The organism is Massilia sp. METH4 (genome assembly GCF_037094685.1).
Classification (GTDB): domain Bacteria; phylum Pseudomonadota; class Gammaproteobacteria; order Burkholderiales; family Burkholderiaceae_D; genus Rugamonas.
On sequence record NZ_CP146614.1, the window covers coordinates 6,145,345 to 6,166,516 of the forward strand.

Genomic DNA, 21,172 nt, shown 5'->3' on the forward strand with positions numbered 1-21,172 from the left:
ATCGCCCGCCAGGGGGCTGGACAAAATCGCACTATTGCGCTGGCGGCAGCAGGCCAGGGACAGGAAACCAGCGCCGGCAAGCAGCCGGCGGTTTTCTAGCTCTCGCGGTGCGCCTTGTATCGCTTGCCCTCGGGGCCCAGCTTCCACGCACGCTCGACCGGATCGGAGCCGGACAGGTACATGGCCACGTCCCGCACCCACCGCTCGGCCGGCATGGGCTTGGTGAACGGCATGACGAGCACCAGCGGCACGCACAGGGCGGCCAGGGCCCGGGTAAAGCCGGCCGGCTGTTCGCTGCGCGCCGTCATGATGAACGCCGCCGCCACCGCCAGCCCGACGGCGCCGCCCAGCACCACTTCCGACAGCGAATGGGCCAGCACCGGCACACGGGAAAGGCTGACCAGCGCCGCGAGCAGGATGCCGGCGGCCAGGGCAACGTGGCGCGTCAGCGACGGAGCCTTCAGGAACAGCAGATAGAACACGACGGGATACACGGCACACGCGCGCATCGCATGGCCGGACAGGCCGGCGAACTTCCATTCAGGGATGCCGATGCCCCAGCCATACCAGGCGACCTTGGTCACCACGACGAGCAGCAGGCCGATTCCGAACAGCAGGCACCACGACAGCGACAGGCGCCACGTGCGCCCGGCCAGCAGCCACACGGCCACAGCCACGCCCAGCGGCCCCGTTACACTCATACTGCCCAGCGCGGAAAGCGCCATCCACAACAACGTCATCGATAGGTCCCTTGATTGCCTGCACCACGCGGTTATACCATAAGAAATTGCCATCGGGCAATTGCAGCAGCGTTTCGTGGCCAGCTCGGCAGCGTAGAGCCAATATATTAGGTTCTTCTTAAGCTTGTCGATTTACTCACAAGACAAGCCGGACCTGCGGGGATAACAGACAGCCTCGGGCATCACGTTAGCGCACTCGTCCGCACGTGTGTTCGATAGCGTACATAAGTCCTTGTATTGATGAGCTTTATGCTCGCGCTACAAGCGCTAGTCCTACAGGGCCTGACGGCAAACTCCGATATCCGCCCACTGATCAAAAACGCATCATTTCGCTACCGGAAACGCATCCACCACGCATTCAATGCGGCGGCACACGGAAGCGTCTTCGGTGCACGTTCCCCACTCCATTGAAAGGAAAGCAAAATGGCTTCGAATCAGAAAAGCGGTGGCAACAAGCAAGGTTCTTCATCCGGCAGCTCGAAGCAGTCCGGCAACCAGGGCTCCCGTTCGGGTGGCACCCAGGGCGGCACGCCGGAGCAGCACGCCGAAGCCGGCCGCCAGAGCCACAAGAACGATGGCAAGAAGTCGGGCTCGAAAAAGTAATTCCGGAAGTTATACCGTCGTGCGCGACGGGCATCCGCCTGCGGATGCCTCATCATGAGAAGAGCTTGGAAAGGTAGCGCCGTTCCAAGCTCTTTTCTCATGCCCGCAATTCAGATATTGGTGACGCGCTTGCCCTTCGGCGGGCGGAAATCGCGCACTTCGTTGACCAGCCCGACCTTGGCCGCTTCGCGTGCCGTCAGGTGCAGGTCGGCATGGGCGTGGACCAGCCAGTGCTCTTCGGAGAGTTGCACGTGCTGGCGCAGGATCGATTCCGTGCGGGCATCGTCGGCCTGCAAGCCTTCGACGATGATGCGCAGCGCATCGGGCCGCGCCCCGGACGGCGCACTGGCGTGCGACTTGTGCACCATGAAGCGCCCTGTCTCGCTCGCGTAGCGTTCCTGGCCCGACAGGAACAGGATCACCGCGATCGACGCCACCGCCCCGCCGTTGTACATGACGATCTTGATCGGCAGGTTCGACAGGTAGTTGTACAGGCACAGGCCATCGCTCACGTAACCGCCGTTCGATTGCAGCAGGATGTGCGCGGTTTCCACGCCATCTTCCGTCATGTCCGCCACCGCCTCGAACACGCGGTGCACCATATCGCTGTTGACGTCGCCCGACAACGTAAACCAGGCTGCCCCGTTGAGTTTTTGCTTATCCTCGCTCATGGTTTTTCTTACCCCTAAAAAACGGTGTGGCTTATTCTAGCGCACGCCCTGTTTTGGGGACGCACGACCGGGTGGCAGGGGTGTTGTTGGGGATTGCCCTCGATCAAGGGAACCTGATGCATGGCAAAGTCACCCTAGCGCGCGGACTCATGCCACCTGCGCAACAATACTGCCCCTACCCCACTCGCCGCGGCAAACAGCGCAAAGCCCAGCATCGTCGCGGCAATCACCTCGGCAAACAGCAAGGCCGTATCCATCCGCCCTTGGGCGAACACGATCTGCACACCCAGCCCGCCGCCGGAGTTCCCCGCACCGATGATGAATTCGCCCACGATGGCGCCGATCACCGACAGGCCTGCGGAAATTCGCAGTCCGGCCAGCGTATGCGGCAGCGCGGCGGGCAGCCGCAGGCGGATGAAAGTGCGCCAGCGGCCAGCGCGGTGCAGGGCGAACAGCTCGAGAAGTTGTTGCGGTGTGGAGCGCAAGCCCAGCAAGGTGTTGTTCACGATCGGGAACAGCGCCATGATCAGCGCGATCAGCACCACCGACCGCTCGTTGTAGCCGCTCCACAGCACGATCAGGGGCGCGACGGCGACCACGGGCACGGTTTGCAGCAGCACCGCGTACGGATACAGGCAGCGCTCCAGCAGGCGCGCCTGGCTCATGGCGGCCGCCAGGGCGATGCCCAGCACCGCTGCCGAGGCATAGCCGAGCACCGCCTCGCGCAGTGTGGTCAGGGCGGAGGCGGCCAGCAGCCCGGCATTGCCGGCGGTGGCCGATGCGACCTCCAGCGGCGACGGCAAGAGATAGCCCTTGCCCTGGTAGACCGTCAGGCAAAGTGCCTGCCAGGCGGCGATCGCCAGCAAGGCCAGCGCCGGTGCGGGAACTGCCTGCGCGGCGAACCGGTAAAAGGAAAGAGAACGTTCAGCCATCAGGACCTCAATATGGTGGATGCACGCAGCGTGGCGCTGACCTGGCCCGCCAGTGCCGCGAACGCGGGGCTGGCGCGCAGTTCTGGCGCGCGCGGGAAGGGAAACGGCACATCGAAGACCTGCACGACACGCCCAGGACGCGGTGCCATCACCACCACCCGTTGGGACAGGAACAGGGCTTCGTGCACATTATGCGTGACGAGCACGCCAGTGAAACCCGCGTCCTGCCACAGCTGCGACAGCTGTTCCTGCAGCAGGTCGCGGGTAAGCTCGTCGACGGCCGCCAGCGGCTCGTCCAGCAACAGCAGGTCGGGCCGCAGCGCGAGCGCGCGGGCCAGCGACAGCCGCATCCGCATGCCGCCCGACAGTTCATGCGGGTAGGCATGGCCAAAGCCAGCCAGCCCCACTTGCGTCAGCACTTCGGCGGCGCGAGCCCGGCGTGCCGCCGGCGTCCAATCCTCCAGCTCCATCAGCAACTGCGCATTGCCGTCGACCGTACGCCACGGCAGCAGCGCCGGTTCCTGGAACACGAAGGCCGGGGTGCCGCCGCCGCGCCGGCACCCGCCCGTGCTCGGTGCGACCAGGCCGGCGATGATCCTGAGCAGCGTGGACTTGCCGCAGCCGGACTGACCGACCAGGGACGTGAATGAGCCTGCCGGCAGCGCCAGGTCGACCGCGTCCAGTGCCTGCAAGCCATTGTCGTAACGCTTCGTCACTCCCTCCAGCGTCACCCCTGCTCTTTCGCTCATGGACCGCAACCCGGAATCAAAGTGTTGTCGAATGCCGTCTTTTCATCGAAGCCGGCCGGCAGGAACTTCACGGACTGCAGCTGGGCCGCCAGCTCGCGCCAGCGCGCCGCGCTCATGCAGCCGAAGCGGGCAGGATCGCCAGCCAGTTGCGTATCGATCAGCTCGCGGCTGGCGGTGTCGTACAGCGCCGGGGGGATCTGCTGGTTCATGGTGGTCAGCAGTGGGCGCAGCGCGGCCGGGTTCGCCGCGTAGCTGCGCCAGCCCTGGCGAACGGCGGCTACCGTGGCGCGCACCACGGCCGGCTTGGTGCGAATCATGTCGTCCGTGGTGAACAGCACGCCATACGAACGGTAACCCAGCGATGCCAGTGTGATCTGCTGCACGGCCAGCCCCGCCGCAGCCATGCGCGCCGGCAGGTACAGCGAATAACCCTGCTGCACCATGCTCGGGTCGTTACGGAACAGGCTCAGGTCGCCGCTGACAGGGATTGTGCGCGCGCCATCGAGGCGGTAGTGGTGCCGCAGCCATTCCCAGTATGCGCTGCCCAGGTTGACGGCAAAGGTGCGGCCGCGCAGGTCGCGGATCGATTTCACGGCCGGGTCGCGGTGGTATACGAGCGTGTACGGCACGTGATCGAGGTGCGCCAGCACCGCGCGCACCGGGGCTCCGCGGGCCCGCGCCAGCAGCAGGTCGTCCGCATTGGCGATGCCGAATTCGGCCTGGCCGGAGGCCACCTGAGGAATCGTCTGGATGCGGGGGCCGCCCTGCTGCACGGCGATGGCGACGCCGGCATCGCGGCCCAGCTTGCCCTGCTGCGCCTGCCAATAGCCGGCCTGGTCCGGTTGCGCGAACCAGTTCAGCAGGATGCGTACCGGCACCGGCTCCGCGGCCTGGGCCAGCGCTGCCCCGGCCAGCAATGCGGTGGACACCGCTCCCTTCACGACATTGGCGAAGCGCATGCTCAACCCTCCAGCCAGGGCAGTTGAGCGCGGCTGTAGCGGAACGTCTGGAATACGCTGTTCTGGCGCCCCGGGACGTAGCTGCGCGCTGCCTCGTCCGGGTATTCGGCGAACCACGGGATGATGTATTCCCACACCAATTCGCCGGCCGGCGTGACTTCGAAGAGGCGCCCCGTGGCCGATTCGGTCACGTGCGTATTCCCGTTCGGCAGGCGCTGCGCGCTGCCCATGTAGGCCGTGTAGAACGCATTGACCAGTTCATCCTGGTACGACCAGACGATGCGTTGCGTGCGCGGCTCGATTTCCAGCACGCGCGAAAACACCACGTGCTGGCCCTTCCGAAAGTTGCCGTTGTCGAAGGCAAGGATATTGCCGTTCTCCAGGGCCACCGGCGCATGCTGGTGCGATACCACTTCAGGGCCGATATGCAGCTTCACCTTGCCGCTCGCCCTGTCCACGCCGATGATGCCGCTGGTGGTGCGAAGACTCATCAGCACCAGGCCTTCGGCCGTCACGTCCAGGCCATTTACGAGCGGCCAGTGGTGGCGGCCGAAGCCCGCCGCGATCGGGAACGCTTCCGGTTCGAGGTGTTCCCATGCCTTCCATTCCCACACGATCTCTCCGGCGCGGTTCACCTCCCGTATCACGTCGCCGTAGGTCATTTCGTCGGCGCCCTTGGCCGTGCCGCCGGGAATGCGCCGGGCGAAACCGGGCGGCAGCGGCGCGCAACCCGCATACAACAGGTGCCCGTTGGGCAGCCAGCGCGCATCGTGGTGGTGGCTGTCATCCTCGTAGCGCCAGACGATGTCGCCGGCCGGCGTGGCTTCGTAGAAGTCGCCACCGTGCCACAGCGACCACGCGCCATAGCGCTCGGGCGACTTCGCGTGGTTGCCGTTGTAGCCCAGGTTCCCGTTGGGCAGGATCACGGCGGCACGGCCTGGTCGCACCGGCAGCTTCCATTGGTGGGCAACCTTGCCCTCGATATCGATCAGGTACACATTGCCATCGGCCGTTTGGGGCGCGATAAGGGTGTAGCCCCCGGCGCTCAGCGCGGGATCGTGGGCGATCAGGCCAACGCCGCGGCGGCGCTGGGTGATCTGGTCGACGGTGGTCGTCATGTGTGTTTTCTCCAGTGTCAGAATTGATGGCGGATGCCCACGCCGGCCGTGTAGCCGTCCGGGCGCGATTGCGAATTCCTGCTGCGCAGGTAGTTGGCGTAGACGTCGGTGCGGCGCGACAGGTGGTAGTCGTAGCCGATCACGGCCTCCTGCAACAGCGTCTCGGCGGGCGCGCCGGGGCCGGCATAGCGGGTGTGTGCATACTCGGCAAGGATCCGGCCGCCGGCGACGGGAATCGCCACGCTGGCCTGCGCGGTGCGCGCGCCGATGCGCGAGATCTCCTGGAGGCTGCGCTGCCACGTCACGAAGGCCTTCAGCACGCCGAAGTCGTAGCTGGCGCCGGCGAACCGGCTGCGCGTCGGCGCATTCGCCGGTACCCGCACGTTCCCGGCGTCAAAAGGCTTGCTGTACCAGTCGGCCGTGGCGCCGCCCGTGCTGTGCACCTCGGTGTTCTGGTAATACGCCGCCAGCCCCAGCGGGCCGTTGTGATACAGGATGTTCGCGCCCCAGTTGGCCACCCCGCCGCGGCCGGCGATCTCGCCCGGCGCGTAGTGCAGGTTGATGACGGCGCCCGCGAACTTGGGCGACGTGTAGTGCACTTGCCCATCCCAGGCCGTATCGTGGATCAGACCGTCGACACCGGCAAAGGACGGGTACTGCGTGAAATTGAAATACGTCGCGTGCCACAGTGGCCCCCATCCACCGGAATTGCCGAAGGCATTGAATTGCAGCGTGGGCAGGAACGATGGATTGTTGCCGCGACCGATGTCGATGGCGCCCAGCGACGGCGACGAGATGCCGACGAAGGCGCTGCGGCCGAACAGGCTCTGCTGGCTGGCGCCGCCGATGATCGCGCCGGTCTTCATGCTGAAGAAGGAACTCAGCTCGAAGTACGCCTTGCCACCGCCGCCCAGGTCTTCGACACCGCGAATGCCGAACTGCGAGGTCGTCATGGACCCGCTCGTCACATAGACCTTGCGCACACCGCTGCCGGCCAGCTTGTTGACTGCCACGCCCGCATCGACCAGCCCGAACACCGTCACCTGCGATTGCGCCATGGCCGGCAGCGCCAGCACGGCCACCATCGCAATGGCCACTCCTCGTAATGAACCCACGCTCTCTCCCTCTTGGTTGCCGCCTTGCGGATGGGAGGCATTCTAGGGAGGGCATTGCGTCTGGAATAGCTGATAATTTATGATGGAGCGTCAAAGAAAATCTTACAGTCATGCCAGCCATCTCCCAGGCGTTCCGGTGCTTCGATGAAGTGGCCCGGCGCGGTTCCGTACGCAAGGCCGCCGAAACGCTGCATCTCACGGCCGCCGCCGTCAACCAGCAGATCCTCAATCTCGAAAGAACCGTGGGCGTCCCGCTGTTCGACCGGCTGCCGCGCGGCATGCAGCTCACCACGGCCGGCGACATCATGCTGGCCGCCGTGCGACGCGGCCAGCGCGACTTCGACAATGCGCTCGCGCAGGTCGAGGAATTCCGCGATGTGCGGCGCGGTCATGTGAACCTGGGCGTTTCCCACTCGTCGGCGGAAAACCTCATTCCGGAAGTGATCGGAAAACTGATGGCAAGCCATCCCGGCGTCACCTACAACGTGCGCTCGGGCAATGGCGCGACACTGCTGCGCTGGGTCGCGAACGGCGAGGTGGATGTCGCTTATTGCCTGCGCCGCGCTCTGCCGCCGCCGGGCGTGGAGGAAGTGCGGGCGTGGCCGCAACGGCTCGGCGTCGTGACGGCGCCGGACCATCCGCTGGCGCAGGCCGGCAAGACAGTCCGGTTGCGCGACTGCCTCGGCCACCCGCTGGTGCTGATGGCGCAGGACATGGAACTGTCCAGCATGGCGCGCCTGATCGAGCCACGATTGCACGGCGAGCTGCGGCCCGTGGTGGAAACCAGTTCGGTGGCCATGGCACGCTCGCTGGTGGAGCGTGGCCAAGCCGTGGCGTTCCTGATCCCCGAGAACGTGGCACGGGAAGTGGCCGCAAAAGCACTGAGCTGGACGCCGCTGCTCGACGCCGGCGCCCTGCTGCATTCCTGCCTGTACCAGCGCACGGGGTACAGCACCACGGCCGTGATGGGCGTGTTCATTGCGGCCATGGATGAGGTGATCGAGGCCGTGCGTGCCCGGTTCGACGAGGTGCCGGGCGCGCTGATCGAGCCCGTCAATTTCGCCGTGTAGGCCGTTCCCGACCGTATCCCGTACCCCGGCCGAGCGCGGCCGGACAGGAAGTATTGATGAGCGGCTCCCCCACGGTCACGCTTGCGGCGCCCGGCACGGGCGGCTGGCACACCGCGAGTGCCCGCTCCCTCCACTGCCGCATTGACACCCCCTTGTACTTAACTTATAGTCCCGATCCTCGACCGGGAGAGCGCAGCGCCACGCTGCCGCCGAAGGGGCATCACCCAAAAACTCTCAGGCAACAAGGACCGGTCAGGGGTCGCCAACGGCGGCCAAAACTCTGGAGAGCGGCACGCTTCTACCGTAACCGGTAAGCTTGCCCACCGAAGGGGCGTGCGGAGTCGAACCATCGAGCCGCTATCTCTCAGGTACCGAGGACAGAGGGGTAACGAACAACAGTGGAAAAGTGCTGTCCGCTTCTTCCGTGCCTTGTGCGCCCTGTTGTGTTGCCACCCCAACCGATGTCCGAGGACCCATGACGCTCAAAACCACCCCACTCAATGCAGCCCATCGCGCCCTCGGCGCCCGCATGGTCGATTTCGGCGGCTGGGACATGCCCGTCAACTACGGTTCGCAGATCGAGGAACACCATGCCGTGCGCAGCGACGTGGGCATGTTCGACGTGGCCCACATGTGCGTGGTCGACATCGAAGGCAACGACGTGCGCGGCTTCCTGCGCCGCCTGCTGGCCAACAATGTCGACAAGCTGAAGACTTCCGGCAAGGCGCTCTACTCGTGCATGCTGAACCCCGAGGGCGGCGTCATCGACGACCTGATCGTCTATTTCTTCTCCGAAAACTGGTTCCGCCTGGTCGTGAACGCCGGTACCGCCGAGAAGGACGTGGCGTGGATGAAGGCGAAGAGCGACGAGTGGAACGCCGGCCTCGCCATCACGCAGCGCCGCGACGATCCCGCGAACGCCATGGCGCTGATCGCCGTGCAGGGTCCGAACGCCCGCGCCAAGGTGTGGGAAGTGCTCCCGCAAACGAAGGATGCGACGGTTGAGATGAAGCCGTTCAACGTGGCGATCGTGAAGGATACGGCGTTCGGCGAAGCGATGGTGGCACGCACCGGCTACACCGGCGAAGACGGTTTCGAGATCGGCGTGGCCGCCACGCAGGCCGAGGCGCTGTGGAATGCGCTGGCCGTTGCCGGCGTGAAGCCCGCCGGCCTGGGCGCGCGGGATACGCTGCGCCTGGAAGCGGGCATGAACCTGTATGGCCAGGACATGGATGAAACCGTGAACCCGCTGGACGCGGGCCTGGCCTGGACCATCGACCTGGTGTCCGAGCGCGACTTCGTCGGCAAGAGCGCCCTGCAGACCAAGGGGCAGAACGCCCAGTTCGTGGGCCTGATCCTGCGCGAAAAAGGCGGCGTGCTGCGCGCGCACCAGAAAGTCATCGCTCCAACGGGCGAGACGGGAGAAATCACCTCCGGCACCTTCAGCCCCACCATGCAGCAGGCGATCGCGCTGGCGCGTGTGCAGATGAATGGAACTGCGAGCGTGCAGGTCGGCGATACGGTGCACGTGGAAATCCGCGACAAGAAGCTCGCGGCCACGGTCGTGAAGCTGCCTTTCGTGCGGAACGGTAAAATCCTCGTCGCCTGACCTCCCTATAACATCACCAATCTGGAGCAACACATGAGCAACATCCCCGCAGAGCTGAAGTACACCGAGTCCCACGAATGGGTGCGCAAGGAGTCCGACGGCACGATCACGGTCGGCATCACCGAATTCGCGCAGGACGCGCTGGGCGACATCGTGTTCGTCGAGCTGCCGAAGGTCGGCAACAGCTACACGGCCGGCGACGACGCCGCCGTGGTGGAATCGGTGAAAGCCGCTTCCGACATCTATGCTCCGGTGTCGGGCGAAGTCGTCGCAGTCAACGACGCGGTGGCCGGCTCGCCGGAATCGATCAACGCCAACGCCTATGACGCATGGCTGTTCAAGATGAAGCCGAGCGACGCCTCGGCCATCGACGGCCTGCTCGACGCCGACGCCTACGGCAAGAACACCGCCTCTTAATTCCCGCAGTACCCGGGCCGGCGCTGCCGGCCCTCCCCTTGGCCACAAGAGATCCTCATGACCCGTACCAGCCTGACTTCCCTCGAGGCGCGTGACGCCTTCATCGCCCGCCACATCGGCCCGGATGCCGCAGAACAGCAGCAGATGCTCGACGTGCTCGGCTATCCGTCGCGCGCCGCGCTGATCGATGCGATCGTTCCCGAGAACATCCGCAACCGTGGCGCCCTGCCCCTCGGCCAGTTCGCCGAGCCGCTGCCGGAACAGGCTGCGCTGGCCAAGCTGAAGGGCATCGCCGGCAAGAACAAGGTCTTGAAGTCGCTGATTGGCCAGGGTTATTACGGCACCTACACCCCGGGTGTGGTGCTGCGCAATATCTTTGAAAACCCGGCCTGGTACACCGCCTATACGCCCTACCAGCCGGAAATCTCGCAAGGCCGCCTGGAAGCGATCCTGAACTTCCAGCAGGCGATCACCGACCTGACGGGCATGGGCATCGCCAACGCGTCGATGCTGGACGAAGGCACCTCGGCCGCCGAAGCGATGACGCTGATCCAGCGTGTCGGCAAATCCAAGTCGAAGCTCTTCTATGTGGCCAATGACGTGCTGCCGCAGACGCTGGAAGTGATCCAGACCCGCGCCGAGCCGCTGGGCATCGAGGTGCGCACCTTCAATCCGCTGGAACTGGCGGGCGTGACGGACGCCTTCGGCGTGCTGTTGCAATACCCGGGCGTGGATGGCGCCGTGCGCGACTACCGCGCCGACGTGGAGAAAGTGAAGGCCACGGGCGCCATGGTCGTCGTGGCCGCCGACCTGCTGGCGCTGACCTTGCTCACGCCGCCGGGCGAATGGGGCGCGGATGTCGTCGTGGGCAACAGCCAGCGCTTCGGCGTGCCGCTGGGCTTCGGCGGCCCGCACGCCGGCTACATGGCGACGCGCGACGAATACAAGCGCTCGATGCCGGGGCGCCTGGTCGGCGTCACGGTCGACCAGCAGGGCAAAACGGCCTACCGCCTGGCGCTGCAGACGCGCGAGCAGCACATCCGCCGCGAAAAAGCGACTTCGAACATCTGCACCGCGCAGGTGCTGCTGGCCGTGATCGCCTCGATGTATGCCGTCTACCACGGCCCGCAGGGCCTGGCGAACATCGCCACCCGCGTGCACCGCTACACCGGCATCCTGGCCGGCCACCTCCGCGCGCTGGGCTACCAGCTGGCCAACAGCACGTTCTTCGACACGCTGACCATCGTCACCGACCGCGCCGATGCGCTGCACGCCGCCGCGGTGGCCAACGGCATCAACCTGCGCCGCATCGATGCGCGCCACGTCGGCGTGTCGCTCGACGAGACGAGCGATCGCGACACGCTGGCCGCCCTGTGGACCGTGTTCTCGACCGGCGTGGCGAATGCGCCGGCCGCCCCGGACTTCGGCGCTCTCGAAGAAAACGGCGAAGACGCCTTCCCCGCCGAACTGGCACGGACCTCGGAATACCTGGCCCACCCGGTCTTCAACCGCTACCACAGCGAGACCGAAATGCTGCGCTACCTGCGTTCGCTGGCCGACAAGGACCTGGCGCTGGACCGCACCATGATCCCGCTGGGTTCGTGCACGATGAAGCTGAACGCCACCAGCGAAATGATCCCGGTGACGTGGCCGGAATTCTCGAACATCCACCCGTTCGCGCCGCAAGAACAGACCGTGGGCTACCGCGAAATGATCGGCCAGCTGGAAGAAATGCTGTGCGCGGTGACCGGCTATGCCGCCGTGTCGCTGCAGCCGAACGCGGGTTCGCAGGGTGAATACGCGGGCTTGCTGGTGATCCAGAAGTACCACCAGTCGCGCGGCGAGGGGCATCGCAACATCTGCCTGATTCCATCGTCGGCGCACGGTACCAACCCGGCGTCCGCCAGCATGGTCGGCATGCAGGTGGTCGTGACCGCCTGCGACGAGAACGGCAACGTGGACCTGGCCGACCTGAAGGCCAAGGCCGAGCAGCACAGCAAGAACCTGGCTTGCGTGATGGTCACCTACCCGTCCACGCACGGCGTGTTCGAGGAAGGCATTCGCGAACTGTGCGACATCGTACACGCGCACGGCGGCCAGGTGTACATCGACGGCGCCAACATGAACGCCCTGGTCGGCGTGGCCGCGCCGGGCGCATTCGGCGGCGACGTGTCGCACCTGAACCTGCACAAGACGTTCTGCATCCCGCACGGCGGCGGCGGCCCGGGCGTAGGCCCCATCGGCGTGGGCGCGCACCTGGCGCCGTTCCTGCCGAACCAGCGCTCCACCGGCTACCAGCGCAGCGAGACCGGCATCGGCGCCGTGTCCGCCGCAGCCTACGGTTCCGCGTCGATCCTGCCGATCTCGTGGATGTACATTGCCATGATGGGCGCCGAGGGCCTGACCGCGGCCACCGAGACCGCGATCCTGAACGCGAACTACGTGGCGCGCCGCCTGGCGCCGCACTACCCGGTGCTGTACTCGGGCCACGACGGCCTGGTGGCGCACGAGTGCATCATCGACCTGCGCCCGCTGACCGATGCCACCGGCATCAGCAACGAAGACGTGGCCAAGCGCCTGATGGACTTCGGCTTCCACGCGCCGACCATGAGCTTCCCGGTGCCGGGCACCTTGATGATCGAGCCGACCGAATCGGAAGCGAAGGCGGAGCTGGACCGTTTCATCGATGCGATGATCGCCATCCGCGCCGAAATCGCCAAGGTGGAAAGCGGCGAATTCGACAAGGCGAACAACCCGCTGAAGTTCGCGCCGCACACGGCCGAGGTGCTGGTGGCCGACAACTGGGACCGCCAGTACAGCCGCGAAGTGGCCGCCTACCCGGTGCCGTCGCTGCGCAAGCAGAAGTACTGGCCGCCGGTGGGCCGCGCCGATAACGTGTACGGCGACCGCAACCTGTTCTGCGGCTGCGCGCCGATCAGCGCTTACGAGTAGGCCAGGGCCGTTGGCGGACGGGGCAAGAACCGCAACCCCCGCGCCGCTGGTGTCGCCGCTGGTGTCGGACACCGGATTTTCGGTGTCCGACACCGGTTTTCCTCCGAGGTCGCGTCTACCGAAAAGCGGTGTCCGACACCTGAAAGTCCGCCCGCTGCAGCGGTCCGACACCAGAACGCCTGCGCTACTGGGGCCTCGAACCCTGAGCGCCGTCCACCGGGAGTTGGGCGGCGTTTTCCGTTTACCAACCCCGCGCCGCGGTCTCGCTGTCGTACAGCCGCCCATCCATCGTGAAGCGCTGCACTTCCAGGTTGCCCTCTTCGACGGCGGCGGCGTAGATGAACTGCCCGGCCACCGCCAGCACCGCGCGGCGCCGGGTCAGCCGGACCGGCGCGCTCCAGGCGCCGCGCCGCGGCCGCGCGATCATCCACAGCGCCCCTTCGCCATCGGCGCAGGCCAGGTACTCCGCGCCGTCGCGCGCATGGCTCCACAGCAGGCGCGCGCCGGCCACCGGCGCCACGGGCTGCGGCAGCGTGTTCCCGCCGCGGTACACGACGATGCCCTCGCCCGCCACATACAGGTCGGGCACGTTCGGCATCGTGCCGGGTGCCAGCAGCACGCTGCGCGTGTGCGGCGGCAGGTCCCGATAGCCCAGGTCCACGCCCCAGCCGAAGGGATCGCGCAGCGGCGTGAAGCGCAACGTACTGGCCTTGCCTTCGGCATGCAGGCTCCACACGCCCGGCTGCCGGAAGCTGCCGATCGCGTGCGCGGCACCGGGCGGCAGCCGCAGCGCCCGCAGCGTGCCCGGCGCGGCGGCGTTGCAGTACCAGTTCTGTACACCCTGCGCGGCCGCCGTTTCGATCAGCAGCAGCGGCGGCGCACCGGCCTGCAACAGGCCGAACTTGAGCCGCTTCACGCCCGCGTTCGAGGGCAGGCCGGGAGCGGCCGGCAGGTGCCGGAGCGTTTCCGCCCAGCCAGCCATGTCGTGCCCGGCCGGCAGGCCGGTACCGCAATGCAGGGTGCTCGCCCCTGCCGCATTGCGTACCGACAGGGCGACGGCAATCGTCCCATCCGGAGCCTGGCGCACATCGGCGCAATGAGACGTGCCGCCGCCGGGCAAGGCTTCCGTCAGGTCGGCATCGTGCCATGCCGCGGCGCCCTGGCGTTGTACCAGGCGCAGGCGCCCGGACCGGTCGACGCCGGCGAGCAGCGGCTCGCCCGCCGCGCCGCGGACGATGAACAGCGGCCGGCGCGCCGTTGCGCCGGCATACAGGAACAGGTTTGCCATCGCCGCACTGTTACATATATGCTAACTGCGCGCAATGCTGGGCCAGTGGCGGTTCGATCGCCGCGGCCAGGCGGCTCACCAGCTGGTCTTGCACCGCCGCGAGGCTCGCGCCGCCGCGGTCCCATTCGCGCGTGACGCGGCGCACATCCAGCAGGCGTCCCAGGGGATCGGCACTGATATAGGGGCCGGTGCGGCCGTCGTCGGCTCGGGGCGGCATGCGGTTTGCGCGGGTGATCAAGTTCGCCCGGCCGGCGGCGGTGACCACCAGTTGCAGGCGCAGTGACCAGCGCAGCGTCAGCCTGGCCCAGCCGGTGCCCAGGTCGCAGGCGGCTTCGGAAACCGCGTCGCGCTCGCAGCGCGTCTGCACGGCGTGCAGGTCGACGGTCAGGCGCGGCACCCCGGCCATGTCCGGCTGTTCGGACACGATCACGTCGTACCGGTGTTCCAGTTCGGAGGAGCGGCGGTGGGCCACCTCTCCTTCCGTTTGCCACGTCACCAGCTGGTGATCGCGCCAGCTCCAGCCGCGCGCCGTGGACACGAAACGGGGCTCGTCCGCCGCCCCGGACCGCTCGCATTCGCAGCCGGAAGGATCGACGATCGCTCCTTGCGGCAGTGCCAGCGCGACCGGCCAGGCGTCGAGACGCACCTGCAAGGCATCCACCAGCAGCGGCTTCAAGTAGCGTCGCGAGAATTCCTCAGCGTCAACGAGCGAGTTAAATTTTGCCATCTATTTGATTTGAAGAAATGTTAAGATTGATGTCGATCAATTGGCAAAACTGTATCCAAGGCGTGCTTCGGGCGCCTTCCGGAAACCTTCCGGAATACTCAAGTCGTTGATTCGCATAGAAAAATAATTTTGGGGTGGCGATCGGATGAATCACCGCGGGTTTCGCTTCGGCGACTGGCAAGTGGAGGTGGCAGGCAATGCCCTGCGCATGGGGGAGACGCGCGTGCCGCTCGAACCCCGTGCCATGGACGTGCTGCGCTACCTCTGCCGGCACCCCCATGCCGTGATTCCGCCCGAGGAAATCCTCCAAAAATGCTGGGGCACCGCCGAGCTGGGAGACAACCCGGTGCACAAGGCGATCGCGCAATTGCGCAAGGCGCTTGGCGATTCCAGCACTGATCCACGATATATCGAAACGGTGCGCAAGCGCGGCTACCGGGCCATCGCCGAGGTGGTGGAAGAGGAAGCGCCCCCAGGCGCCTGGGAAGACGGCTCGCCGTTCCGGGGCCTGGCCGCGTTCGAGGAACACCATGCCGCGATCTTCTTCGGGCGCCTCCAGGCAGCCACCCGGCTGCGCCAGACGGTGCTGGACCAGGTGAGCGGCGGCTGCGCCATGGCCCTGGTGCTGGGCGCTTCGGGTTCCGGAAAGACGTCGCTGGTGCGCGCCGGCCTGCTGCCGCAGTTGACGGTCCCGAACGGCGGCCTGGTCGCCCTTGACTGCACATTGCACATGGATTGCGCAGACTTGGGCGGCAGCGGCCTGCTCGGCGCGCTCGCCGCCGTGCTGCTCGATGCCGAGCGCGATGCCGTGCTGCTGTTCGACGGCGCGGACGCCGCCTCCCTGGGCCGGCGCTTGCGCGAAGAGCCGGCCGCCATCGCGGCGCAGCTCGCCGTGCACGGGCCCGCCCGGCTGGCCGTGTTCGTCGACCGCCTGGAAGCGGTGTTCCGCGCCGCCGACACGGCTGCCGAACGGGCGGCATTCTTCCACGCGCTGGACCGGCTGGCCCGCGCCAATGTGCTGGTGGTGCTGGCCTGCCGCAACGATTTTTATCCCGAACTGATGGCCGTGCCGGAGATGATGGCGTTGAAGACGCGCGGCGGCCATTTCGACGTGGAGCCGCCCGACGGCGCCGCCATCGCGCAGATGGTGCGCGAACCGGCGCGCGCCGCCCGGCTCGTCTTCGAGCGCGATGCGGAAAGCGGCGCGGGCCTGGACGACGTGCTGTGCGACGCCGCCCGCGCGAGCCCGGATGCGCTGCCGCTGCTGCAATACTGCCTGGACGAGCTGTATCGCCAGCGCGGCGAGGAAGGCTTGCTGCGCTTCGACGTCTTCCGCCGGCTTGGCGGCATCGAAGGCGCGCTGGGCGTGCGTGCCGAGCAGGTCGTGGCGGCGCTGCCGGCCGCGCAGCAGGCCGCGCTGCCGAACGTGCTGTCGCTGCTGGTGGCCGTGGGCGACGAGCAGAACGCCGTCACCGCGCGGCGCCCGGCCTGGTCGGCGCTGGCCACCGAGGCCGCGCGCGACCTGGTGCGGGCGCTGGTCGAAGCCCGCCTGTTCGTCAGCGAACTGAGTGGCGAGGTGGCCAGCTTCGGCGTAACGCATGAAGCCTTGCTGCGGCGGTGGCCGCGCGTCGCCGACTGGATCGAGCGGCACCGGCAGGATCTGCAACTGCGTACCCGGCTGACGGCGCAGGCCGAGCGCTGGGCGGCCGGCGGCAGGCCGAAGGACCTGCTGCTGCCGCCCGGCAGCCAGGTCAATGCGGCGCGCGGCCTGCTGGCGGCCAGCGAGGTGACGCTGTCCCCGGTCGCACGCGAGTACGTCGAGCGCTCCGTGAGCCGGGCGAGGCTGGGCGAGCGGATACGCCTGGGCGTCATGGCCGTGATCGGGATGCTGGCGGTACTGGCCGCGGGACTGGGTTCGCTGGCCCGCTCGGCGCAACAGGAGGCCGAGCAGCGCCGCGCCGATGCCGAAGGCTTGATGGGCTTCATGCTCGGCGACTTCGCCGACAAGCTGCGGCCGCTGGGGCGGCTCGAATTGCTCGATGATGTCAGCAAGCGGGCCCTCGCCTATCTGGCCGATGACCGGGATGACGGGCATTCGCAGGCCGCGCTCCAGCGGGCCAAGGCGCTGCAGGTCATCGCCGAGGTCGACATCGCGCGGGGCAAGCCCGATGAGGCAAGAACGGCGCTGGTGGCGGCGCGGGGCATCCTCGAGCGACTGCTTCGGCAGGCGCCGGACGACAGGGCCGCGCTGAAGGCGCAGGGCGCCGTAGCGTTCTGGCTGGGCGAGATTCATCGCAACCGGGACGAATGGGCCGCCGCGCTGGAATATTTGCAGCAATATCGGGCGTTGAGCCAGAAGCTTGTGGAGCTTGCCCCGGCGGACGTGGCATCTCGGCTCGAGCTGTCCTACGCACATAATGGCATCGGTACCGTTTTGATGGGACTGCGGGATTTCACAGGCGCCAGTACAGCATTCAAGGAATCGATTCGAATGAAGCGCGCTGCGATTGACATGCAGCCAGGCGACGATTCTCGAGTGATGAGTCTTGCCAACAGTTTTTCATGGCTGGCTTCCGCCACCGCTTACAGTGGCAAGCTGGAAGAGGCGAGGAACTTGTATGAGACCGAGCGGCAGCTGATCAGTGAAGTACTGGAGCGCAATCGCGCGAATGCGGCATGGGGAGTCCGTCTTGCCTCTGCCTCGTCGCACGTTGCCGAGATGGAGCAGGCCCTCGGCATGTCAAGCAGCCTGGACACATGGCATGACGCACTGAAAATCATGTCGACTTTCGCCGAGATGGACCCCAGCAATTTGGCGTGGAAGCGCCATTTGTACGTCATCGCGGTCAAATCGGCGTATCTGTCGTCTTTTACCGCGCCATCGAACGCTCTGGCGCAACTCAAGCGCCTGCGGCAGGCCGTGGCGAATCTACATGCGGCTGACTCATCGCAGGCCGAGCTGAGCCGTTTGGCTGCGCAGGTAGACGTTTATATCGCCAACATCCTTATCCGCATGAGAGATTTCGACAAGGCTGCACATGTGCTGGATCCCGTTCTCGACAGACTTCGCTCCATGACACCCGCGTCAACAAAGGACATTTCGGTTCGCGTCGTACTCGCCAACACACTGCTGGCACGTGCCGATATCCTGCGTGCGCGCGACCAGGAAAAGCAAGCGGAATTGGCCTGCCGCGAGGCGGCCTCCATCATGGAACCAATGCGGCAGACCGGTTCCGAATATTTCATCCTTTCCGGCATCGTGCAAGCGCATGACTGCATGGGCACCGGGGAGCTGGCGCACCTCGAGAGGCAGCGACTACTCGATATGAAGTTTCGCGATCCAGGCTTTTTGCAACATCTATCTTTTGACCAACCACGACTGGAGTAATAGCAATGACCGACAACACCAAAGCCACGCCGGAGAAGACGGAATCGGAAACCAAGAAAGCCCCTGTGCCGCAACCAACCGAGACGACGCCGACCGCGCCAGGGGAGGTATCTGCCATGTTGGTTCCTGAATCAGGTAACGATCCGAAGACGCACGGCTGATCATTCGGCAGGCCACGGCATTGCACGCGTAGCGTTCGGGATCTTCTCCCGCACTAACTTAAGCGCTACGCCGAGCGGCGTTCGATACGAACTTTGCCAGCAAAAACATAAAATCACCAAAACTAGACTAGAAAGAAGCTTGAACTGCGCATCTATCGCATCATCGCGACAATGTTGATCGGCATGTCGGCAACCGTTACCACCTCTGGCACGGTAGCGGCAACCGCCTCCTCGAACTGGTCCGATTTCGAACCGGCCTCTTCCGGTTGCGATTTCCCAGCCATCGGCACGGATACCGGCTACTGGACATTTGACGAAACAGACGCTGCCTGCTTCGATTTCGGTATGCCGCCTACTCTCCAGCCTGAAGCTCGTACCATGCTCGTTCCCGAATCCGGTAGCGATCCGAAGACGCAAGGCTGACCGCGTCAGCGGGCGGCGGTTGCATGCTGGCCGAGGGCGGCTTCCGTTTCCCGCGGTTGAGCGGCGGCGCCGACCGGCGTACCATCGCCATGCACGCCCGTGCACCATCACCACGGAGGAGACGATGACACGCCACGTTACGGCCGCAATGGCCGCCATTTCGTCCGCAGTTTCACTTGCCCTGCTTGCCCTGCCCTGCTCCGATGCCCTGGCGCAGCCCGGCGGCATCAAGCGCACCGTCATCACCCGCGGCGACATCTCGGTGCCGAACCGCGAAGCCGTCGTCGCCCACGTCGAACTGGCGCCCGGCGCCACCGCCGGGCGCCATACCCATCCCGGCGATGAAATCAGCTATTTCCTCGATGGCGAGGGCGAGCTGCTGATCGATGGCGCGCCGCCACGGCGCGTGAAGGCCGGCGAAGCGATCATCATTCCGGCCGGCGTGGTGCACGACGCGCGCAATGCCGGCACCACCACGACGAAGCTGGTCGGCGTATACGTCGTGGAGAAGGGCCAGCCGCTGGCCACGCCGGCCAAGTAGCTCAGGTCGCCATGCGGCCGGCCGGGAAGGCGATTGGATGTCAACGGTCAGATACAAGAGAAACCACGCCGCGCCGGTTACAAAAACACAACAGGGACAGTCCCCGAATTTTTACAACACAACACAACAGGGACAGTCCCCGAATTTTTACAACACTTTTTGCAAAAACCGGGGGCGTAGCCGGGGTTTCAAGGAGCACCGCTCCTTGCCGGCGCAGCGGTTGAGCCATGCATGGCCGTACTCCTACCCCGATTGCGAGGAATGTTTCCTTGAAGCGGGGGGCTGGGGAAGGTGCGATTGCGCCGAGACCCGCTACGCAGGCGCCCCTGCTCTGCCCCGGTTTTTGGAAACATTTCGGCAAAGCCGGCGATAATCGCGTGATACGAACTCGACAGGGGGAAGCGATGCGGATCGGCTTGCAAACCTGGGGCAGCCACGGTGATGTGCGCCCTTTCCTGGCGCTGGCCGAAGGGCTGCGCGGTGCCGGGCATGACGTGGTGCTGGTTATCACCTGCGTCGACAGCGATGCGTATGCGCATATTGCCCCGCGTGCCGGGCTGGATATCCGCGTCGTGGCGTCGCCGGTGCTCGGCCCGAAGGATGCCGGCAAAGTCGGCGCCACGGTGTTCGATACGTCCGACCCGATGAAGCAGATGGCGAAGATCCTGCGGCTGTGCTTCACGCCCGTCGAGGAGCCGATGTTCGCCGCCGCCCAGCGCCTGTGCGCGGAGTGCGACCTCCTGATCGGGCACTTCTTCATGCATCCGCTGCGCGCCGCGGCCGAGCTGGCCGGGCGCCCTTATGCCAGCGTGATGCTGTCGCACGGCGGCATCCCCAGCGCCCATGACCACCCGATGAGCAGCCTGGGGCCAGCGTCCCTGGGCAAGCGCCTGCTGTGGTGGGTGACGCGGCTGGCCATCAACCGCGCCCTGAAAGCCGACACGAACGCGCTGCGCCAGCGCGTGGGCTTGCCGCCGGTGCGGGACATGATCGATGACGTATGGCTGTCACGAGAGTTGACGCTGGTGGCGGTGAGCCCGAGCATCGCGGTGCAGCAGCCCGACTGGCCGCCCGCCGTGCGCTTGACCGGTTTCCTCGACATGCCCAATCTCGCCATGGAGGGCACCGTACCGCCGGACCTGCAAGCCTTCCTGGCCGCGGGCGAACCGCCCGTCTACATGACGCTGGGCAGCTGGATGCCGGCCGATCCCGGCTGGCAGCGCCAGACGCTCGAACTGTTGACCGAGGCGGCGCGGCTGGCGGGCTGCCGGGCGATCATCCAGAGCGCCGACGCGGCAGGCTGCGGTTTCACGTCATCGGCGCAAGTGCTGTACGTGCAGGCGGCGCCGCACCAGGCGGTGTTCCCGCACTGCTGCGCCGTGCTGCACCATGGCGGCGCGGGCACCACGCAATCGGCCACGCTGGCCGGCAAGCCATCCATCGTGGTCGCCCATATCAGCGAACAGGAACATTGGGGACGCGAGCTGCACCGGCTCGGCATGGCCGGCAAGCCGGTTCACCGCCGCAAGGCGACGGCAGCCAACCTGGCAAAGCTGATCCGGCAGGTGCGCGGCACCCCGGCCATGGCGGATGCCGCCGCGGCCGTGGGCACGGCGATGCGCAAGGAAAATGGGGTGGCAACGGCGGTCGATCTGATCGGCCGCGTTTTTGGAAAGGCGGAGCCGCGCGCCGCGGCGCGCTGACTCCGC

At 66.3% G+C, this 21,172-nt stretch carries 19 protein-coding genes and 2 riboswitches; of the genes, 10 read left to right on the forward strand and 9 right to left on the reverse strand.

What is annotated here, in order from left to right; translation table 11 throughout:
- Positions 1–95 precede the first annotated feature (95 nt).
- Positions 96–740 (reverse strand): phosphatase PAP2 family protein, encoded by a 645-nt coding sequence (locus tag V6Z91_RS26780; RefSeq protein ID WP_338763463.1) that lies wholly within the window; start codon positions 738–740, stop codon positions 96–98.
- A gap of 423 nt (positions 741–1,163) precedes the next feature.
- Here V6Z91_RS26780 and V6Z91_RS26785 point away from each other — a divergent pair, with 423 nt between their 5' ends.
- Positions 1,164–1,343: a hypothetical protein gene (locus tag V6Z91_RS26785; protein WP_338763465.1), complete on the forward strand. Its 180-nt coding sequence runs from the start codon at positions 1,164–1,166 to the stop codon at positions 1,341–1,343.
- 110 nt (positions 1,344–1,453) lie between these two features.
- Here V6Z91_RS26785 and V6Z91_RS26790 read toward each other — a convergent pair whose 3' ends face one another.
- From V6Z91_RS26790 to V6Z91_RS26815, 6 genes are all read right to left on the reverse strand, one after another.
- Complete coding sequence (locus tag V6Z91_RS26790) at positions 1,454–2,014, reverse strand: ATP-dependent Clp protease proteolytic subunit (RefSeq protein WP_338763466.1); 561 nt, start codon at positions 2,012–2,014, stop codon at positions 1,454–1,456.
- 134 nt (positions 2,015–2,148) lie between these two features.
- A complete protein-coding gene (locus V6Z91_RS26795) occupies positions 2,149–2,946 on the reverse strand; it encodes an ABC transporter permease (protein ID WP_338763469.1) in 798 nt (265 codons plus the stop codon).
- Entirely contained in the window at positions 2,946–3,695 is a 750-nt protein-coding gene (locus V6Z91_RS26800; RefSeq protein WP_338763471.1) for an ABC transporter ATP-binding protein, read from the reverse strand. The genes V6Z91_RS26795 and V6Z91_RS26800 overlap by 1 nt, the downstream gene beginning before the upstream one ends.
- Positions 3,692–4,654: an ABC transporter substrate-binding protein gene (locus V6Z91_RS26805; protein WP_338763474.1), complete on the reverse strand. Its 963-nt coding sequence runs from the start codon at positions 4,652–4,654 to the stop codon at positions 3,692–3,694. The genes V6Z91_RS26800 and V6Z91_RS26805 overlap by 4 nt, the downstream gene beginning before the upstream one ends.
- A gap of 2 nt (positions 4,655–4,656) precedes the next feature.
- A complete protein-coding gene (locus V6Z91_RS26810; RefSeq protein WP_338763477.1) occupies positions 4,657–5,772 on the reverse strand; it encodes an aryl-sulfate sulfotransferase in 1,116 nt (371 codons plus the stop codon).
- 17 nt (positions 5,773–5,789) lie between these two features.
- Positions 5,790–6,887 carry a porin gene (locus V6Z91_RS26815; RefSeq protein ID WP_338763480.1) on the reverse strand — a complete coding sequence of 366 codons (1,098 nt, stop codon included), beginning with the start codon at positions 6,885–6,887 and terminating at the stop codon, positions 5,790–5,792.
- Positions 6,888–6,997: 110 nt separating this feature from the next.
- Between V6Z91_RS26815 and V6Z91_RS26820 the strand changes: the two genes are divergently transcribed.
- The 4 genes from V6Z91_RS26820 to gcvP all read left to right on the forward strand — a co-directional run bounded on the left by V6Z91_RS26820 (position 6,998) and on the right by gcvP (position 12,935).
- On the forward strand, positions 6,998–7,957 hold the full coding sequence (locus V6Z91_RS26820; protein ID WP_338763483.1) for a LysR family transcriptional regulator: 960 nt from the start codon (positions 6,998–7,000) through the stop codon (positions 7,955–7,957).
- Between the two features lie 173 nt (positions 7,958–8,130).
- Positions 8,131–8,218: riboswitch (glycine riboswitch) on the forward strand.
- A gap of 9 nt (positions 8,219–8,227) precedes the next feature.
- A riboswitch (glycine riboswitch) is annotated at positions 8,228–8,348 on the forward strand.
- 84 nt (positions 8,349–8,432) lie between these two features.
- Positions 8,433–9,566 (forward strand): glycine cleavage system aminomethyltransferase GcvT, encoded by a 1,134-nt coding sequence (gene gcvT, locus V6Z91_RS26825; RefSeq protein ID WP_338763486.1) that lies wholly within the window; start codon positions 8,433–8,435, stop codon positions 9,564–9,566.
- A gap of 33 nt (positions 9,567–9,599) precedes the next feature.
- Entirely contained in the window at positions 9,600–9,983 is a 384-nt protein-coding gene (gene gcvH / locus V6Z91_RS26830; protein WP_338763489.1) for a glycine cleavage system protein GcvH, read from the forward strand.
- Positions 9,984–10,040: 57 nt separating this feature from the next.
- Positions 10,041–12,935 carry an aminomethyl-transferring glycine dehydrogenase gene (gene gcvP / locus V6Z91_RS26835; RefSeq protein ID WP_338763492.1) on the forward strand — a complete coding sequence of 965 codons (2,895 nt, stop codon included), beginning with the start codon at positions 10,041–10,043 and terminating at the stop codon, positions 12,933–12,935.
- Positions 12,936–13,176: 241 nt separating this feature from the next.
- On the opposite strand, the gene V6Z91_RS26840 is transcribed toward gcvP, so the two are convergent.
- Together V6Z91_RS26840 and V6Z91_RS26845 are read right to left on the reverse strand one after the other, a co-directional pair.
- Positions 13,177–14,223, reverse strand: a complete 1,047-nt coding sequence (locus tag V6Z91_RS26840) for a hypothetical protein (RefSeq protein WP_338763494.1) — start codon at positions 14,221–14,223, stop codon at positions 13,177–13,179.
- 10 nt (positions 14,224–14,233) lie between these two features.
- Complete coding sequence (locus V6Z91_RS26845) at positions 14,234–14,950, reverse strand: hypothetical protein (RefSeq protein ID WP_338763496.1); 717 nt, start codon at positions 14,948–14,950, stop codon at positions 14,234–14,236.
- A 223-nt stretch (positions 14,951–15,173) separates the two neighbouring features.
- Here V6Z91_RS26845 and V6Z91_RS26850 point away from each other — a divergent pair, with 223 nt between their 5' ends.
- The 5 genes from V6Z91_RS26850 (at position 15,174) to V6Z91_RS26870 (ending at position 21,166) form a co-directional block, all read left to right on the forward strand.
- Complete coding sequence (locus V6Z91_RS26850) at positions 15,174–18,338, forward strand: winged helix-turn-helix domain-containing protein (protein ID WP_338763498.1); 3,165 nt, start codon at positions 15,174–15,176, stop codon at positions 18,336–18,338.
- A 5-nt stretch (positions 18,339–18,343) separates the two neighbouring features.
- Positions 18,344–18,499: a hypothetical protein gene (locus V6Z91_RS26855; RefSeq protein WP_338763500.1), complete on the forward strand. Its 156-nt coding sequence runs from the start codon at positions 18,344–18,346 to the stop codon at positions 18,497–18,499.
- A 171-nt stretch (positions 18,500–18,670) separates the two neighbouring features.
- On the forward strand, positions 18,671–18,922 hold the full coding sequence (locus V6Z91_RS26860; protein WP_338763503.1) for a hypothetical protein: 252 nt from the start codon (positions 18,671–18,673) through the stop codon (positions 18,920–18,922).
- A gap of 148 nt (positions 18,923–19,070) precedes the next feature.
- Entirely contained in the window at positions 19,071–19,463 is a 393-nt protein-coding gene (locus V6Z91_RS26865; RefSeq protein ID WP_338772066.1) for a cupin domain-containing protein, read from the forward strand.
- Between the two features lie 377 nt (positions 19,464–19,840).
- The gene (locus V6Z91_RS26870; protein WP_338763506.1) at positions 19,841–21,166 is read left to right on the forward strand and encodes a glycosyltransferase; all 1,326 of its coding nucleotides are present in this window, start codon (positions 19,841–19,843) and stop codon (positions 21,164–21,166) included.
- Positions 21,167–21,172: the final 6 nt, after the last annotated feature.

Bases quoted from the DNA above. Each gene is read 5' to 3' on its own strand.
- gcvH (WP_338763489.1), top strand. From the start codon at position 9,600: ATGAGCAACATCCCCGCAGAGCTGAAGTACACCGAGTCCCACGAATGG.
- V6Z91_RS26845 (WP_338763496.1), bottom strand. From the start codon at position 14,950: ATGGCAAAATTTAACTCGCTCGTTGACGCTGAGGAATTCTCGCGACGC.
- gcvT (WP_338763486.1), top strand. From the start codon at position 8,433: ATGACGCTCAAAACCACCCCACTCAATGCAGCCCATCGCGCCCTCGGC.
- V6Z91_RS26795 (WP_338763469.1), bottom strand. From the start codon at position 2,946: ATGGCTGAACGTTCTCTTTCCTTTTACCGGTTCGCCGCGCAGGCAGTT.
- V6Z91_RS26790 (WP_338763466.1), bottom strand. From the start codon at position 2,014: ATGAGCGAGGATAAGCAAAAACTCAACGGGGCAGCCTGGTTTACGTTG.
- V6Z91_RS26805 (WP_338763474.1), bottom strand. From the start codon at position 4,654: ATGCGCTTCGCCAATGTCGTGAAGGGAGCGGTGTCCACCGCATTGCTG.
- gcvP (WP_338763492.1), top strand. From the start codon at position 10,041: ATGACCCGTACCAGCCTGACTTCCCTCGAGGCGCGTGACGCCTTCATC.
- V6Z91_RS26780 (WP_338763463.1), bottom strand. From the start codon at position 740: ATGACGTTGTTGTGGATGGCGCTTTCCGCGCTGGGCAGTATGAGTGTA.
- V6Z91_RS26860 (WP_338763503.1), top strand. From the start codon at position 18,671: ATGTTGATCGGCATGTCGGCAACCGTTACCACCTCTGGCACGGTAGCG.
- V6Z91_RS26840 (WP_338763494.1), bottom strand. From the start codon at position 14,223: ATGGCAAACCTGTTCCTGTATGCCGGCGCAACGGCGCGCCGGCCGCTG.
- V6Z91_RS26865 (WP_338772066.1), top strand. From the start codon at position 19,071: ATGGCCGCCATTTCGTCCGCAGTTTCACTTGCCCTGCTTGCCCTGCCC.
- V6Z91_RS26820 (WP_338763483.1), top strand. From the start codon at position 6,998: ATGCCAGCCATCTCCCAGGCGTTCCGGTGCTTCGATGAAGTGGCCCGG.
- V6Z91_RS26810 (WP_338763477.1), bottom strand. From the start codon at position 5,772: ATGACGACCACCGTCGACCAGATCACCCAGCGCCGCCGCGGCGTTGGC.
- V6Z91_RS26800 (WP_338763471.1), bottom strand. From the start codon at position 3,695: ATGAGCGAAAGAGCAGGGGTGACGCTGGAGGGAGTGACGAAGCGTTAC.
- V6Z91_RS26855 (WP_338763500.1), top strand. From the start codon at position 18,344: ATGACCGACAACACCAAAGCCACGCCGGAGAAGACGGAATCGGAAACC.
- V6Z91_RS26785 (WP_338763465.1), top strand. From the start codon at position 1,164: ATGGCTTCGAATCAGAAAAGCGGTGGCAACAAGCAAGGTTCTTCATCC.